We start from the raw sequence: 16,137 nt of genomic DNA on the forward strand, positions 1-16,137 counted from the left end.
TATCTGCTCCGGGCTCCACCACCAGGCGAGTGTCAGCTCGACAAACTGGATGACATCGGCAGATAGCCGAGATTTGGCCGCACTGGCCCGTCGGTGGGTGGCGTGCTGATGCGCATTGTCTGGCTGGTAGCCCTGCGGCCCGGCGTTACGACGCAGCTCCCGGTAGAGGGTGGAGCGATGAACGCCAATGGCGCGTGCGGTGGCAAGGATGGACATCCCCTGTGCGCGAAGCACCGATAACTGGTATCGTTGCCCCTCGGTCAACTGCTGATAGCTCATGGTGATACTGCTTTTACTTTGGCGAGCATAAGGGTACCACCAATCATCAGTTGGCCACCTCTCGCCATTCATCCATGAGTGTCGCACTTATTATCTGAATTCCCGCACAAGCTGCTGCTGATACACCAAAGCTGGCACCAGAAAGTAGTGCCCTTTTTAACGGAACGCCCCCATATTCAACAGAACTATCTGCTTTATCATGTCTACCATAATCAGTTTCCATCAGAATCTGGTACTCCTCAAATAGCGTATCAGCTTCTTATTGCAGATTATTTCCTGCTACGCAGTTATTTGTCCTTGATCGCGATGGATGAGGCGCCACTCACCGAGCGGGATATCACGGATCTGTTTTATAGCTACCATACACTCCGCCAGCATAACGCAAAATTTGCGACTGTATTGGAGCAAGGATTGCAACAGTCCGGTCTGGCAAGTGATATCACCCTGTATGCCCTCTTGAAAACGGGCCATGAGCGAGGTTGATGCTGCCGGATATATAGCCTGATACGGTTTTTTCAGAGTAATCCGGTTGCGATTGTGTGCAAGGGGGATGTTACCCTCCGCTGCGGCTCTTGATTGCACTAGCACCGATCGCCTCGCATATCTGCTCCACCCCATTGAGGGCTCTCGGGGTGAAGCGGTGCAGCTCATCCGAGTTGATCAAACGGAGTCGCTGATGCAGCACCGCATCGAGATTGGGCCACTTCTGCCAGTGACGCAGGGCGTCAGGATCTTGACTCCCCGCCAGGATCAGCGCCGGGTTGGCTCTGATCACCTGTTCCATGTCCACTTGCGGGTAGGGGGTCTTGGCATTCGCCATGACGTTGATCCCGCCGCAGAGCTCGATGGCCTGGGCAGGCCAGGCATTGCCACTGACGCTGGTGAGTGGCGGGTACCAGAGCTGGTAGAACACTTTTACGCCGGTTGGCTGGCCATAACGCTGTTGCAGTTCATGCAGGCGCGCCAGATAGCGATCGGCGGCTTCGTTGGCACTCTTTTCCACCCCCAGCACTTTGCCCAGCGCCCGCATCTCGGTGGCCAGCGAGGCAAAATCGGTGGGCTCCGAGTAGAAAACCGGGATTCCCAGCTGCTCCAGCGGGGCCAGCATCCGTGACTGGGCAGAGCGCCAGCCCAGGATCAGGTCCGGTTTTTGCGCCAGCAGGGCCTCGACGTTGATGCTGCGATAATTGGCCACCTTGGGCTTGGTTTTCACCTCGGCGGGATAGTCAGAGGCATCGTCGATGGCGACCAGCTTGTCACCGGCACCTATATCGTAAAGCAGCTCGGTAAGATGAGGCACCACGCTCACCACCCGGCTCGGGGTCGCCGCCAGAAGCACACCGGGCAACCAGGCCAGCAGCGCGCAGGGCAGCCAAGTCGGCAATCGCAACCATCTACCCATGAAATACCCCCGCCACCGTGACAAGCAGCGCCAGCATCAACCAGCCCCAGCCAATTCCTTGCAGAATGTTGAGTACCTTGCGCGGTGACTCGCCATCGGGGTCATCACCGCTGCCAAGTACCGACCAGCGTTGCAGGGTTCCCTGATAGTAGCGGGGGCCACCAAGACGGATCCGGCACTTGTCAGCAAGTAGCATCAACAGCATCCCGATGGCGGGATAGGGCCAGAGCGCACCACTTCGTAGCAGCTGCGCTGCCTGTTTGAGGCGGCTTGCCAGCAGTGGCAGCCCCAGCAGCAGAATGGTGAGGGTATTGAGCCCCTGATAGAGGGCACTGGCGGCGCGACCAAAGTAGTCGAAGGCGGGGTCTTTGCGACTCCAGCTCTGATTCATCAGCTGTACCAGCCGCCAGAGCAAGGCGCCCTGTACGCCAGCCAGGGCAAATCCCAGCAGCGGGCCAGCCCATTGGCCGACCAGACGCAGGGCGCAGCTCTCCGTCACTGCTTTGGCGAGCCCCATGGCCGAGAGTTTGCCGGTTTCCCGTTTGAGCCAAGGGGTGGCTTGCAATCTGGCCAGCGGCAACGTCTCCTGCGTCGCGAGCGAGCGGGTTGCATGGGCGAGTTCGCGCAGCGGACGGGATTCGATCATCAAGAGCAGGAACAGCAGGTCAAACAGCGGCTCGCTCAGAGCCAGATTGCGCAGTGACCAGAGTCCGGCTGCGCAGGGAACCCAGACCACCAGCATCGCCAGCATACCTGCTTGCAGCTGCTGGCGTGGCGTGCCATCGGCCCTGTGCACCTTGTGTCCCAGCCGGGTCAGCAAGGGCGTGACGGCAGAAAGACGCAGATGGGATGGCCACGGGATCACCGCCTCCAGCAGGGCAGCCCCCACCAGAATGGCCGCCGTCGTCGAGAGGAGGGCGTCGGCCATCAAATCAAGCGAGCCGGTCTCGATCACAGCTTGCCGAGCATCTTGATGATCACTTCGGCAGAGTGCTTGCCGGCCACTTCGATGAAGGCATCGAAGGATTCAACCTGTTCCTTGCCAGCGATATCGGACATCGCGCGTACCACCAGATAGGGCACTTTGAACATGTGGCACACCTGACCGATGGCGGCACCTTCCATCTCGACCGCCAGCATCTGCGGGAAGTCGGCGCGAGCCTTGGCGATGGCGTCCGGTTTGCACATGAACTGATCGCCGGTGCAGATAAGGCCGACCTTGGTCTGGTGTTTGCCCTGCTCGGCGATGCAATCCTGAGCGACTGCAATGAGCTTCTCGTCGCAGGGGAAGGCGGCGGGTTGCTGCGCCATCTGGCCCATCTCGTAACCAAAGGCGGTCACGTCGACATCGTGGAAACGCATCTCGCTGGCGATCACCACATCACCGATATGCAGGTCTTGGGCAAAGCCGCCCGCAGAGCCGGTATTGATGACGCAGTCGGGAGCGAACTTTTCCAGCAGCAGGCTGGTGGCCACGCTGGCGGCGACCTTACCGATACCGGAGCGGGTCAGGATCACCTCTTTGCCTGCCAGTATCCCTTGATAGAACTCGCAGCCGCCCAGTTGCAGGGTGGTGGGGTTGCTCATCTGGCTGCGCAGCAGGGCTACTTCTTGCTCCATGGCGCCGATAATACCTACTTTCATTGCTGACCTCGTCTTGATAGCCGTGTGGCTGAATTTAAGTTGCTGTAGATCATAACAAAAGATGGCGTCGGCGCCGAGAGGCACAAGCGAAAGGAGAGATGAAACGCGGCGCTCCATATGGGAGCGCCGCTGGTTGCAACAAACGCGTTGGCAAAAAAGAGAGGTCTTCTTAACCGAGCGCGGTATCGAGCGTCATCATCAGGGCAAAGCCCGCCATCAGACCCAGGGTGGCATAGGTCTGATGACCGTTGCGATGTGTTTCCGGGATCACCTCGTGGGAGACCACAAACAGCATGGCACCGGCGGCGAGCCCAAGCCCGACGGGATAGGCGATGGCCATGCCGCTGGAGAGCCCCACCCCGAGCAGTGCACCGAGTGGTTCCAGCAGGCCGCTGGCGATGGCAACCAACACCGCCACCGAGGGGCGAAAACCGGCGGCGCACATGGCCAGTGCCACTGCCAGTCCTTCTGGAATATCCTGCAGTGCGATGGCGGTGGTGAGCGGCAGCCCCACCGACATATCCCCTTGCGAGAAGCTCACCCCGATGGCCATCCCCTCCGGCAGGTTGTGCAGGGCGATGGCAAATATGAATAGCCAGACCCGGGAGCACTGCTGGTGGCCGGGGCCGCAGGGGCCGGTCTTGTCATGCTCGTGCGGGGTGAACTGATCCAGCCCCAGCATCAACAGCACCCCGAGGGTCATGCCGACTACAACCACGGCGGCGGCACTAAAGCCGTTGCCGGTGATCCCCTCGGCGGCTTCCAGCCCCGGCAACAGTAGCGAGAAGGCACTGGCGGCCAGCATCATGCCAGCGGCAAAGCCCAACATGGTGTCCTCACCCTTTTGCGGCACAGAGCGCAGGAACAGGGCGGGCAGGGCGCCGATGGCGGTGGCGGCAAACCCTGCGGCGCCACCGTTCAGGCCGTAGCGCACGCCGCTGGTCACCTCGCCGGTCGCCAGCATGATCAGGCTCTGCAGCAACAGGAGCAGCACCGCGACCAGCGCGATAAAGAGGCCGAGAGCGGTGAGCGGGCGACTTTGCATCTGGCTGCGCAGTTGCTGTGACCAGGATAACGGGGGGAGGGCTGAAAGATGGTCCATGACATGACCTCGGGGTGTGCAAAGTGGATGGTGACATTACATCGACTCGGCCACCCCTTGTCCATGTCTGCAAGACGATTGCCGCTATCGGAAAAGCGAGGGAGACGTTTATCCAGGCAATATGGGTAGCTTAATCAGCAGCCAAAGGCAGGCGGTGAAAGGGAGTGTCGGAAATGGTTGAAGTGGGTGTTGAGTGGCAAATGGGGATGCATCGTCATGCTTTTAAACAGAGGGCGAATGTCGGGACCTGGAGTGCGGACGTCAGAGATAAAAAAACCGGCTTGCGCTAATGCCAGTCAGTTAAGCCTGACTGGCATTGTTTTTATTGGTTTTTTTTACACTGTACCTCTGTGGCCTTGCTTTCACGCAGCGGGGGTAACTTCGCTCCCTGCGTTCCGGCAACACAAACTGCCCCGCCTGTTTCTCCAGGTCAGCTACCCGTTTCGGGATAGTCCCCGGTGACAGGTAGGGCATGCAGCTCAGTTCATGGATGAGGTACACCGATGCCATGTGAAAACTCAGCTGACTGGCCGTGTATCCCTTCAGGCTCGCCGCCATCTTCACCATCTGGCTGCGCAGCAGGTTGTACGCCAGCAGCATGCCCCACAGCTCCTGTCGTATTCCCGCCGCCTTCTTGCTGCGCAGGGTCAGTCGGTGTTGTTGCAGACTGTGCTTCATCTCCCGATAGCCCAGTTCGATTTCCCAGCGATGGCTGTAGAGCTCAACAATCTCGGCGTTCGGAAAGCGCATCGGGTCGACCATCGAGGTCAGCACCTGCCGCTCCTGGCCGTTGATAGTGCGAGTCAGCAAGCGGGCTTCCACCGTGTCCGGCAGTTGCGGCCACTTCTTCCTCGCCTGTGGGCTGGTTTTCAGCAAGACCAGTGCATCCTGGCGCCCCAGTTTGCGCACCACCTCGTATTGGGTGCCCTTTTTGAGCGGCAGCAACCAGTGCCGCTCAACGCCCGCAGCCTGCCATGCGTGGAGCAGGCCGAGGGAGTAGAACCCCTTGTCGAACAGTGTGAGCGAGTGGTCCGGTGTGCGCGCAATGAGCTGCTCGGCCAACACCATCTCGTTGACGGCGCAGCTCTCCATGACGGCCTGAACAAGCAGGTGGCTGGTGAGCTCCATCTGGCAGAGCATGCGCACCTGCGGATAGGCGGTCTCCCCATGCTGGGTGCCGGGCTTGGCAAAGGCAGCGGCATTGTCCGGAGTATCGGGAGTTCGCCACATCACGCCATCGACGGCGAGCAGTTGCAGCCCGGCCCAGCCAGGGTGATTGGCCTGTTGGTGCCAGCGCGAGGCGGTCTCGTGAAACAACCGCTCGATGCTCTTGTCCCCGAGCTTTTGGCGGGCTTGCAGGAAGGCGCTGGGGGCAACAAAGGGACGGTCACCGGGCAGTAGGATATCGAGCTGATTGACCAGCTGGGTCATGGGGACGTGGCGGAAGATGGCCATGCCGATGATGGCCCAGACCAGTCGCTCCATGGGCATACGGCGACGGCGCAGGGTAGCAACGCCCTCTTCGCCGAGCAGAGTGGTGATGAGCTCGTTGGGAATGAGGTCAGAAAGTGACTCAAACTGAGCGGCCTTGCTGGCGTGGAGGAAGTCGAGAGCTTGAGCGATGCGCATAAAAAATCCGAAACCAATCAACAAGTTTCGGATTTTCACACATCAGAAGGATCGGTCAATGGATCCTTAACTGATCGGCATTACCGGCTTGCGCCGGTTTTTTTGTATTGGTGAATGCTGGAAGCTGGCTTATTTGGCTAGAGACTCCGGCAGCTCTTCACGGATCTTGCCGAGCATCTCTTTCAGTACGCGCGGGTTGGCAACCACGATGTTGCCGGAGTTTTCGTAGTTGTGACCACCGACGAAGTCGGTGACGATGGCACCGGCTTCTTTGGCCAGCAGCTCACCGGCAGCGGTATCCCACGGCTTCAGGCCAATTTCCCAGAAACCGTCGACGCGACCGGCGGCCACATAGGCCAGATCCAGCGCGGCAGAACCGGAACGACGGATGTCGGCACATTCGATGAACATGCTCTGGAACATCTTCAGATACGGCTCGATGTGATGCTTTTGCTTATAGGGGAAACCGGTCGCCAGCACGGTGCCAGCCAGCTCTTTGGCTTTGCCGACACGGATGCGATAGCCGTTCAGCTGGGCGCCGTTACCACGGGTAGCAGTGAACAGTTCGTCACGGATGGGATCATAAACAACGGCTTGTTCGGTTTTGCCTTTCACGCGCAGTGCGACGGAAACGGCAAAGTGCGGAATGCCTTTGACAAGGTTGGTCGTGCCATCCAGTGGGTCAATGATCCATTGGTAGTCCGGATTGGTACCGGCAATCTCACCAGACTCTTCAGCAACAATGCTGTGTTCCGGGTAAGATTTTTTGATGGTGTGAATGATGGCCGCTTCGGCTTCACGGTCAACGTTGGTCACGAAGTCATTGCTGCCTTTTTGGATAGCCTCAATGTTCTCGGGCTGGGAGAAGGCTTTTACTACAACTTGACCGGCGTTGCGCGCAGCGCGCACGGCGATATTCAGCATCGGATGCATAGGTTCACCACTGGATGTTAAAGAACGGGGGATAAAAGGACGCGGTATGATACCAGTATTTTGTGCGATGGCAACTGTTATCCCCCTACGACCAATTGATTAGCACTGCCAGATTTGACGGCTCCAATATAGACCAGATCTGCGCTAGTCTTATCCCAGCAGCCTGATACCGGCTGTCATGAGCATAGGGATATGAGCCATCTTAAATGCGAAAGGGGACTCCCTCCGACGTAGGTGGGAGGGGAATTTCGCCGGGGCGTCAGCCCCGCTGGTTTTGAATGTATTGCTTGATCACCTCCAACGGTGCTCCGCCGCAAGAGCCCGCAAAGTAAGAGCGTGACCAGAGTACGGGTTTGCTGTAAGCACCTCTCAAGTCCAGAAATTCATTACGCAGTCGCCTTGATGTGACCGCCTTTAACGAGTTCACCAGTACCGATAGCTGCACCGTTGGCGCGTACTCTATCAGCATGTGAACATGATCAGCCTCTCCGTCACACTCTTTCAGTTCCGCACCAAAATCTCTGCAAACCTCTGCCGCACACTGACCGACGGAAGCGTGATGCAGATCCCCCAATATCGGCTTTCGATACTTGGTGATAAACACCAAATGTACGTGCAAAGCGTAGGCCGCATGGCGTGATTTATTAATTTTAGTGAATTGCATTCTGTCACTCAATCGGGCTTAATAGATATGGCAATAATGCTACACACTGAACGCTAAATGCAAATTCTGAAAGCCTACAAATTCCGACTCGAACCGACCGAACAACAAGCGCAACGCCTGCGCCAGTTGGGCGGTTGTGCTCGTTATGTCTGGAATCACGGGCTGGCAGAAACCAAACGCATTCTGGATGCTGGCGAAAAACTGCCTTCTGCCTTTGAGCTGAACAGGATGCTCACCAGTTGGAAGAAAGACCCAGAAATGGCCTTTCTGGCCGAGGCATATACCGACAACCTCCAGCAGAAGCTCAAGGATTTGCATGGCGCGTGGATGCGCTGCTTTGATAAGAAACTCGCCGCCAAGGCACCCGTATTCAAGAAAAAAAGCGACAACCGCGACGCTATCCGGTTCGTCAACTTCGACAAGTATTGCCGCCTTGAAAAGGGTCGCGTGAAGCTGCCTGCCGGGCTGGCGTGGGTCAAGTTCCGTCAGTCCCAGCCAGTTGAAGGGAAAATTAAAAACGCGACCGTCAGCCAAGCAGCCGGGCACTGGTATATCTCCTTTCAGGTCGAGCAGGAGACGCTTGAGCCAATTCACCCCTCCGGCTCAATGGTCGGGCTAGATGCGGGGATCGCCAAGCTCGCAACCCTGTCAGATGGCACGGTGTTTGAGCCCGTCAACAGCTTCAAAACCAATCAGACCAAGCTGGCAAGGCTCCAACGCCAGTTGAGCAAAAAGGTAAAGTTCAGCAGCAACTGGAAGAAACAAAAAGCCAAGATCCAGCGGCTGCATTCACATATCGCCAATAGCCGCCGCGATTACCTTCACAAGGTCACAACGACTATCAGCAAAAACCACGCGATGATCGTCATTGAGGATTTGAAGGTTGCCAGCATGTCAAAATCAGCAGCGGGCACGACCAGCCAGCCGGGGCGCAACGTCCGGGCAAAATCAGGGCTGAATCGTTCGATATTAGATCAGGGCTGGTTTGAGCTGCGCCGCCAGCTCGAATATAAGCAGGCATGGCGAGGCGGTCAGGTGTTGGCGATAAACCCGGCCTACACCAGCCAGCAGTGCGCCTGTTGTGGGCATACTGCGAAGGATAACCGCCAGACGCAAAGCCAGTTTAAATGCGCTGCGTGTGGTTATGAGGCGAACGCCGATGTGAACGGCGCTCGCAATATTTTAGCGGCGGGACACGCCGTTTTAGCCTGTGGAGGCGTGGTGCAATCAGGCCGCCCGATGAAGCAGGAACCCGGTACTGCGCGAGCAGCTATCACCCAGTAATGGGAATCCCCCTCCTGTGACGCGAAGCGCTAAGGTGGGGGAGGATGTCAAGAATTTGTCATTAGTGAGTCAGAACGTGTCAGCGACCAGTGAAGGTCTATTGGCCATTTTGCGGTCATCACCGGAGTATGGTGATCACTTTGCCCACATCGCCGTGAGCCCCCTTGCCCAGTGGCAACCGGCCAAGACGGAGGCGGCGATCCTGCTGATCGACGGGGATGCCCCCTGGCAGGATGCCGGATTTGCCCGCGCAGAGGACGAGACGATCGGCTTGCCGGTCTTGCCACTGCTGATCCGCAAGGGGGACAAGGAGTTGACGGTCTGCGGGCCGGATGTGCGGGATCCCCGTTTCTATTTTGTCTCAAACGGCATCGTGCTGGATGAGTCGGAGCTGGCCGAGCCTGCCTGCAGCCGGGTGTTGCTGAGCAAGCTGGAGTCCTACTTCCCGCTGCTTTCCCGCCTGATCATGCTGCGCCAGCGCAAGCCGGTCGCCATGCTCAACTAGTCACGCCTGTTTTTTGATTACACAAACAACGCACCGCAGGCCATATCGGCTCGCGGTGCGTTGCTTTTTAATGGCTCGTTGTCGGCGATTTGTTGCAAGATGAGGCGGCAACGGTTTGGTCTCGCCATCGAGCCGAGCTATCTATACCGGCCCCTACTATTTCGAGTCGTACTATTCCGATTCGAACTATCCGGCTATGACCAACAAGGAGTGAATCATGATCGACTTTTACACCGCCGCGACCCCCAATGGTTTCAAGGTAGCAATCGCCCTCGAAGAGCTGGGGTTGCCCTATCGGGTCATTCCCCTCGATTTGTCGGCGCTGGAGCAGAAACAAACCGCATTTCTCGCCATCAACCCCAATGGCCGTATTCCGGCTATCGTCGATCGGGACAATGACGATTTCGCCGTGTTCGAATCGGGCGCCATCCTCATCTATCTGGCGGAGAAAGCGGGCAAGTTGCTGCCCGCCGATCCCAAACGCCGCTCTCAGGCCATCCAGTGGCTGATGTTCCTGATGGGCGGGGTAGGGCCAATGATGGGGCAGGCCAACGTCTTCTATCGCTACTTCCCGGAGAAGATCCCCGCCGCCATCGAGCGCTATCAGAAGGAGGGGCGTCGCCTGTTCGAGGTGCTCGACAGCCATCTGGCTCACCACGAATATCTGGCGGATGAGTACAGCATCGCCGACATTGCCACCTGGCCCTGGGTGCGTATTTATGACTGGAGCGGCATCTCCATCGAGGGATTGCCCCATCTGCAAGCTTGGATGGCCCGCATGGCAGAGAAGCCTGCCTGCCAGAAGGGGATCACCATACCGCCGCGCAAGGAGCAGCCCGATGAGCTGATCAAGCAGGCGCAGCAGATGGTAACGCGTTGATTTTTAACTGCCGACGGGGCGCCATGCCCCGTAATATTAGAAAAACTAGGGCAAGCTGATTATAAAGATTCGTTCGTTTTTTGTGAGCTGAGTCACTATGATGCCCCCATACCACCAAGCGTCCTGTGCGGTGGTCTGGCGGGCTCCCCGCCTACTGTTTCCAACACTGTTTTTGATTGCATCACAGCATCTGTGATCGGATTCCTCTGGGCTATTTTGTGCCAGAGGGGCGGCAGCATTTTTTCGATTTTTTGGGACTGATATGGATCGGCACAGTTTTTATCCGTTGTTTTTATTGACCATTCTGATGGTCGCTGTGGGCCAGATGACCCAGACCCTTTATGTTCCCTCCATTCCGATGATGGCGGGGGACTTCAATGTGGCCTCGGGCCAGTTGCAGGCAGTGATGGCCTGTTACCTGATCCCCTATGGCCTCTCCCAGTTTGTCTACGGGCCGCTGTCGGATCGTATCGGCCGTCGCCCGGTGCTGATCGTCGGCATGATGGTGTTTCTGGTGGGCACCCTGACCATCCAGCTCATCCCGCACTTCACCGCCTTGCTGGTGGGCAGCTTTATTCAAGGGCTGGGGACCGGTGCTGGTGGTGCCATGAGCCGCACCGTGATGCGCGATCGCTACAACGGCGCCGAGCTCAACCGCGCCAACAGTCTGGTGAGTATGGGGGTGATCTTCTCCCCGCTGCTGGCACCGGTGCTGGGGGGATGGCTGACCGAGCTGTTCAACTGGCGCGCCGGTTACTGGTTCCTGTTCGGTTTTGGTGCTGTAGCAACCCTGGCGATCATGGCCTGGTTTGGCGAGACCCTGCCTGCTGCTGCCCGTCAGCCACTGCGCGTCGGTGCTGCCTATCGTCATGTGCTGGGCAACCCCAAGTTTCAGGGCAACCTGCTCTGCCTGATGGCGACCTTTGCCGGTTTGGCAGTGTTCGAGGCTGCGGCCGGTGTGCTGCTGGGCGATGTGCTGAAACTGAGCGCCCGTACCGTGAGCGTGCTGTTCGTGCTGCCGCTGCCCGGCTATCTGTTCGGGGCCTGGCTCTCTGCCAAGCTGAGCTTCCGTTTGACTCAGGGCAAGCTGATGCGTCTTGGCATCGCCTTTCTGGCACTGGGGTCGCTTATCATTCTGGTGCCGGGGCTGTTCGGGGTGGTGAGTGCCGCCTCGCTGGTCGGTGGTGCGGCTGTCTACTTCATCGGTAGCGGCATTCTCTACCCGACCGCCACCTCCTGTGCCATCGAGCCCTTCCCGGGTCAGGCTGGCACCGCGGGTGCCATTCTCGGCGGTATGCAGAATCTGGGTGCCGGTGTGGTGACCCTGCTGGCGGCCGGTTTCCCGATGACCGGTCAGGTGACGCTGGGTGCCATCATGACCCTGATGGTGCTGATCGTGGCGCTGAGCTTTGTCTGGCTGCGCCACCACGGCTCGCCGCACGAGCAGATGGCGATTTGATGCCTGCGCTTGCTCTCTGAAAGCCCGCCTTCTGGCGGGCTTTTTCTTTGCCAGAACCGGATGAGGTTTACCGCTCGGCCTGCGTCAAGGCGCGTTTGCCGGTTCACCTTCTGCCACCAGTTCAAGAAAGGCACGCATGGCGGGGGTGATGCTCTGCTGGCGGGTCAGAAAGGCGGTATGGCCGATATTCTCCAGTGGAGCGAGTGGCAGGCAAACGAGATCCGAGAGTTTGCTGGCAGAGCGGGCGAGGCCGGCGCTGACGATGGCCCAGCCCAGCCGGAGGCGTACGGCGCTGACCAGATGGAACAGCGAGTCGGTCTCCAGTACCACGTTGAGCGAGATCCCACCCTGCTCGGCGGCGCGATCCAGATATTGGCGAAATTGCATGGTGCGGCTGGGCAACACCAACGGCTGTTGCTGCAGTTCAGCAAGCGCAATGTCGCCGCTGTGCGGGTACAGATCCGCTTCGTCACGGTTCATCAGCACCGCCATCTGGTTGGCGCCTTGCGGGTAGACATGAAAGGCGCGCCGGCCAGCTCCGCCGGCGGGCTCATCAAATCCCAGTCCGATATCGCACTGATGCAGCTCCAGCTGTGATAGCAGGGCTTCGTTGCTGAGCACCGACAGGCGAATGACGATATCGGGATAGCGCTGCTTGCAGCGGGCGATAAACGGCATGATGTCGAGATTGGACTGGGGCACGATGCCGATGCGCAGGGTGCCGGAGAGTTCGCCCTGGAACAGCGCCAGCTCCTGCTTGAGCGCCTCCTGTTCCAGCAACATCCGTTCGGCATATTGGCGCACCAGCTCGCCCGCCTCGGTCAGGGCGACAAACTGGCTGGTGCGTACCACCAGATCGGTGCCGACACTCTTTTCCAGCGCGGTAATGCTGGCCGAGAGGGTGGGTTGGGTGATGTGGCAGGCTTTGGCCGCTTTGGCAAAATGCCGGTGTTTGGCCAGTTCGTGAAAGTAGTGAAGTTGCTTGATGTTCATCTGGTTGTAGTGGAGGCAGTGGAACCGGCCATTGAAGAATTAATGAATTGAAAAAACATCTTCGATAGAACAACTCTATCAGGATATAGATTTATTTCATTGGTTTTGCGTCAGTCGCCTCTCTAAACTTGAATGCAGTTTGCATTTTTAGGCCAACCTGCATGCCTGCCCATTCTCCCGTCGCAACCCCCGCCAACTTGCCGTCACTGGATCATCTGGTAGAAGAGGTAGCCGTCGCCATCAACATCAATGGCATCAACCACGCGGTGATGATGGCGACCCCGGACGATCTCGACGACTTTGCCGTCGGTTTCCTGTTTGGCGAGGGGATCATCCGGCATAACTACGAAGTCCACGACATCCTGGTCGCGCCAGCCGAACAGGGTATTGTGCTGGATGTGACCATCGCCAACCGCTCTCTGGCCGCTCTGACTGAGCACAAGCGTCGGCTGACCGGGGCGACCGGTTGCGGTATCTGCGGCGTAGCGGCGGTGGAGCAGGCGTTGCCCGCACTGTCGGTGTTACCGCTGACGCCACCGCTGGATGGGGCCTTGCTGGCGGGGCTGCGTCCGCAGATCGCCCAGTGGCAGCTCAAGGGGCAGCAACACGGCGCCCTGCATGCGGCGCTGGCGCTGGATGCCGAGGGGGGGATCCTGCACTGCCGGGAAGATATCGGGCGCCACAATGCCCTCGACAAGCTGATCGGCCTGCTGCTGCGTCAGCAAAGTGCATGCGACACCCTGGTGGTGACCAGCCGTTGCGGTAGCGAGCTGGTGCAAAAAGCCGTCCGCTTTGGTGCACGTCATCTCATCTGCCTGGCATCGCCCAGCCAGCTGGCGGTCAGGTTGGCCCTCAAATACAACCTCAACGTCGTTCATATTCCCAAGTTTGATGCCCCGGTCAGCTATTCGAGCTATCGCCCGGCGGATCCCATCGGAGAGTGCCATGAGTCATATTGAAAAGCCCGCCAAAGCCGGCGGTTTTTCGTCCCTGCAATCCACCATGAAGCAGGTGCTGCGCAGCCAGAAGACCCGTCAGAACATCAAGAACCTGCTGCGGGTCAACCAGACCGACGGCTTCGACTGCCCGGGGTGTGCCTGGGGTGACAACGACCACGGCACCTTCCAGTTTTGTGAAAACGGCGCCAAGGCAGTGGCCTGGGAGTCCACCGGCAAGACGGTGGGGGCCGAGTTTTTCGCCGCCCATTCGGTGCGACAGCTGGCCACCCAGAGCGATTACTGGCTCGAGTATCAGGGGCGGCTGACCGAGCCGATGCGCTACAACCCGGCGACCGATCACTACGAGCCGATAAGCTGGGACGACGCCTTTGCCCTGATTGCCGACACCCTCAAGGGGCTGAATAGCCCGGACGAGGTGGAGTTTTACACCTCGGGGCGTGCCAGCAACGAGGCCTCCTACCTCTATCAGCTGTTTGGTCGCCTGTTTGGCACCAACAACTTCCCTGACTGCTCCAACATGTGCCACGAGGCGAGCGGGGTAGCGCTGATCCAGTCGGTCGGCATCGGCAAGGGGACAGTGGTGCTGGATGACTTCGACCAGGCCGATGCGGTGTTCGTCTATGGCCAGAATCCGGGTACCAACCACCCGCGCATGATGAATGCCCTGCGCCAGGCAGCGCGCGGCGGCTGCAAGATCGTCAGCTTCAACAACTTGAAAGAGGTGGCGCTGGAGCGCTTCGCCAGCCCGCAGAGCCCGCTTGAACTGCTGACCCCGGCGGCCACTACCATCAGCCACCAATACCTGACGCCGAAACTGGGTGGTGACATGGCCGCCATCCGCGGCATGGCCAAGTACATCCTGGAAGAGGTGCCTGAGGCGGTGGATCGCGACTTTATCGACCGCCACACCCGCCACTTTGCCGAGTACGAGGCGCAGGTGCGTGCCACCGACTGGGCGGCGATCGAGCTGCAGTCCGGCCTGACTCGCGCCGAGATCGTGCAGGCCGCCCGAGTATTTGCCGCCAGCCAGCGCATCATCAGCTGCTGGGCCATGGGGGTGACCCAGCATCTGTACTCGGTCGATACCATCCGTGAAATCGTCAACCTGCACCTGATGCGCGGCCAGATTGGCAAGCCGGGGGCGGGACTCTGTCCGGTACGGGGTCACAGCAACGTGCAGGGCAACCGCACCATGGGTATCAACGAAAAGCCGACCGCCGCCTTTATCGAGCGGCTCGAGCGTCACCTGCAGGTGAGCCTGCCGCGGGCCCGTGGCCACAACGTGTACGAAGCGCTCAAGGCGCTGGACGAGGGCAAGAGCAAGGTGCTCATCTGCCTGGGTGGCAACCTGGCTGCAGCGGCGCCCGACACCGACTTCACCTACGGGGCGATGAAAAAAGCCGAGCTCAACGTGCAGATCAGTACCAAGCTCAACCGCAGCCATCTGCAGGTGGGCAAGGCGGCGCTGATCCTGCCCTGTCTCGGCCGTACCGAGCTCGATATCCAGCGCAGCGGCAACCAGAAAATCACGGTGGAGGACACCTTCAGCATGGTGCACGCCTCGACCGGCGCAGCCGAGCCGGTGTCGCCCCTCTGCCTCTCCGAGACCGACATAGTTGCGCGGATGGCTCATGCCACCGTGGGCAGCGAGCGGGTCGACTGGCTGGCTCTGCGCGATGACTATGCCCGTATTCGCGATCTCATCGAGCAGACCATCGCCGGCTTTGCCGATTTCAATGCCCGCATCCAGCAGCCGTGCGGTTTTCATCTCGATAACTCCGCGGCGCTATTGACCTGGAATACCGCCAGCGGCAGCGCCGAGTTTCGCGCCAGTACCCTACCGCAATCAGTGTTGCCGGAGTGTACCCGCCATGCCGAACAGATGGCGGATCAGCCGGTACTGCTGCTGCAGAGCCTGCGCTCTCACGATCAGTACAACACTACTATCTACGGCATGGATGACCGCTATCGCGGCATCAAGGGCCAGCGCAACGTGGTGTTCATGAACGAGGCGGATGCTCGCCAGCTTGGTTTTGCCGAAGGGGATCGGGTCGACATGGCGGCCATCTGCAACGATGGGCGCGAGCGCAGCGTGACCGGTTTTGTGGTGGTGATCTACGAGATTCCGCGTGGCAATATCGCGGCTTATTACCCCGAGACAAATCCGCTGGTGCCCATCGACAGTATCGGCGCCGGCTCGTTTACCCCGACCTCCAAGTCCATCCCGGTGCTGGTGACTGCCTCCCGCCAGCAGGAGAATTTGTTGCTGGTCAAATAGAAGCGCTAACGCGACTGGCTGCACTAACACAGCATGCACTGTGAATGCAGTGATGCCCCGGGTGATCTTTTCATCCGGGGCATTTTTTCAGCTCTGAAAGGGGTAGGGTTCGTTGATCATCAGGAA

Annotated in this window: 16 protein-coding genes; 7 read left to right on the forward strand and 9 right to left on the reverse strand. The window is 59.1% G+C overall.

The annotated features are described in order from the left end of the window. Positions 1-279: transposase (locus tag AB5Y97_RS11360; protein WP_368157254.1), on the reverse strand; the 279-nt coding region annotated here is incomplete at its 3' end. A 78-nt stretch (positions 280-357) separates the two neighbouring features. Here AB5Y97_RS11360 and AB5Y97_RS11365 point away from each other — a divergent pair. Further along, a complete protein-coding gene (locus tag AB5Y97_RS11365) occupies positions 358-762 on the forward strand; it encodes a hypothetical protein (RefSeq protein ID WP_368157922.1) in 405 nt (134 codons plus the stop codon). A gap of 70 nt (positions 763-832) precedes the next feature. Here the strand turns inward: AB5Y97_RS11365 and AB5Y97_RS11370 are convergent, their stop codons facing one another. The 7 genes from AB5Y97_RS11370 to tnpA form a co-directional block, all read right to left on the reverse strand. Further along, a complete protein-coding gene (locus AB5Y97_RS11370; protein WP_168797113.1) occupies positions 833-1,681 on the reverse strand; it encodes a cobalamin-binding protein in 849 nt (282 codons plus the stop codon). Next, positions 1,674-2,636 carry a cobalamin biosynthesis protein gene (locus AB5Y97_RS11375; protein ID WP_368157924.1) on the reverse strand — a complete coding sequence of 321 codons (963 nt, stop codon included), beginning with the start codon at positions 2,634-2,636 and terminating at the stop codon, positions 1,674-1,676. Before AB5Y97_RS11375 ends, AB5Y97_RS11370 begins: the two co-directional genes overlap by 8 nt. Next, a complete protein-coding gene (gene mtnN, locus AB5Y97_RS11380; protein ID WP_108542042.1) occupies positions 2,633-3,325 on the reverse strand; it encodes a 5'-methylthioadenosine/S-adenosylhomocysteine nucleosidase in 693 nt (230 codons plus the stop codon). Before mtnN ends, AB5Y97_RS11375 begins: the two co-directional genes overlap by 4 nt. Positions 3,326-3,494: 169 nt before the next feature. Continuing rightward, complete coding sequence (locus AB5Y97_RS11385; RefSeq protein WP_064339916.1) at positions 3,495-4,427, reverse strand: ZIP family metal transporter; 933 nt, start codon at positions 4,425-4,427, stop codon at positions 3,495-3,497. A gap of 300 nt (positions 4,428-4,727) precedes the next feature. After that, positions 4,728-6,056: an IS4 family transposase gene (locus AB5Y97_RS11390; RefSeq protein ID WP_368157927.1), complete on the reverse strand. Its 1,329-nt coding sequence runs from the start codon at positions 6,054-6,056 to the stop codon at positions 4,728-4,730. A 129-nt stretch (positions 6,057-6,185) separates the two neighbouring features. Further along, the gene (gene suhB / locus AB5Y97_RS11395; protein ID WP_042060219.1) at positions 6,186-6,989 is read right to left on the reverse strand and encodes an inositol-1-monophosphatase; all 804 of its coding nucleotides are present in this window, start codon (positions 6,987-6,989) and stop codon (positions 6,186-6,188) included. A 259-nt stretch (positions 6,990-7,248) separates the two neighbouring features. After that, the gene (gene tnpA / locus AB5Y97_RS11400) at positions 7,249-7,653 is read right to left on the reverse strand and encodes an IS200/IS605-like element ISAs26 family transposase (RefSeq protein WP_368157929.1); all 405 of its coding nucleotides are present in this window, start codon (positions 7,651-7,653) and stop codon (positions 7,249-7,251) included. A 57-nt stretch (positions 7,654-7,710) separates the two neighbouring features. Here tnpA and AB5Y97_RS11405 point away from each other — a divergent pair, with 57 nt between their 5' ends. The 4 genes from AB5Y97_RS11405 (at position 7,711) to emrD (ending at position 11,781) form a co-directional block, all read left to right on the forward strand. Continuing rightward, entirely contained in the window at positions 7,711-8,937 is a 1,227-nt protein-coding gene (locus AB5Y97_RS11405) for an RNA-guided endonuclease TnpB family protein (RefSeq protein ID WP_041206018.1), read from the forward strand. Between the two features lie 76 nt (positions 8,938-9,013). Further along, entirely contained in the window at positions 9,014-9,442 is a 429-nt protein-coding gene (locus tag AB5Y97_RS11410) for a hypothetical protein (protein ID WP_368157931.1), read from the forward strand. A 217-nt stretch (positions 9,443-9,659) separates the two neighbouring features. Beyond that, entirely contained in the window at positions 9,660-10,322 is a 663-nt protein-coding gene (locus AB5Y97_RS11415; protein ID WP_368157932.1) for a glutathione S-transferase family protein, read from the forward strand. 262 nt (positions 10,323-10,584) lie between these two features. After that, a complete protein-coding gene (emrD, locus tag AB5Y97_RS11420) occupies positions 10,585-11,781 on the forward strand; it encodes a multidrug efflux MFS transporter EmrD (RefSeq protein ID WP_368157933.1) in 1,197 nt (398 codons plus the stop codon). Between the two features lie 84 nt (positions 11,782-11,865). Here emrD and AB5Y97_RS11425 read toward each other — a convergent pair whose 3' ends face one another. Then, positions 11,866-12,774 (reverse strand): LysR family transcriptional regulator, encoded by a 909-nt coding sequence (locus AB5Y97_RS11425; protein ID WP_139441472.1) that lies wholly within the window; start codon positions 12,772-12,774, stop codon positions 11,866-11,868. A gap of 161 nt (positions 12,775-12,935) precedes the next feature. Here AB5Y97_RS11425 and fdhD point away from each other — a divergent pair, with 161 nt between their 5' ends. Together fdhD and AB5Y97_RS11435 are read left to right on the forward strand one after the other, a co-directional pair. Further along, on the forward strand, positions 12,936-13,733 hold the full coding sequence (gene fdhD, locus AB5Y97_RS11430; protein ID WP_162516402.1) for a formate dehydrogenase accessory sulfurtransferase FdhD: 798 nt from the start codon (positions 12,936-12,938) through the stop codon (positions 13,731-13,733). Further along, positions 13,720-16,011, forward strand: a complete 2,292-nt coding sequence (locus AB5Y97_RS11435; protein WP_368157936.1) for an FdhF/YdeP family oxidoreductase — start codon at positions 13,720-13,722, stop codon at positions 16,009-16,011. The genes fdhD and AB5Y97_RS11435 overlap by 14 nt, the downstream gene beginning before the upstream one ends. The last annotated feature ends 126 nt before the right edge of the window (positions 16,012-16,137 follow it).

This window comes from Aeromonas sp. R10-2, from assembly GCF_040908445.1.
In the GTDB taxonomy this organism is placed as follows: Bacteria; Pseudomonadota; Gammaproteobacteria; order Enterobacterales; family Aeromonadaceae; genus Aeromonas; species Aeromonas veronii.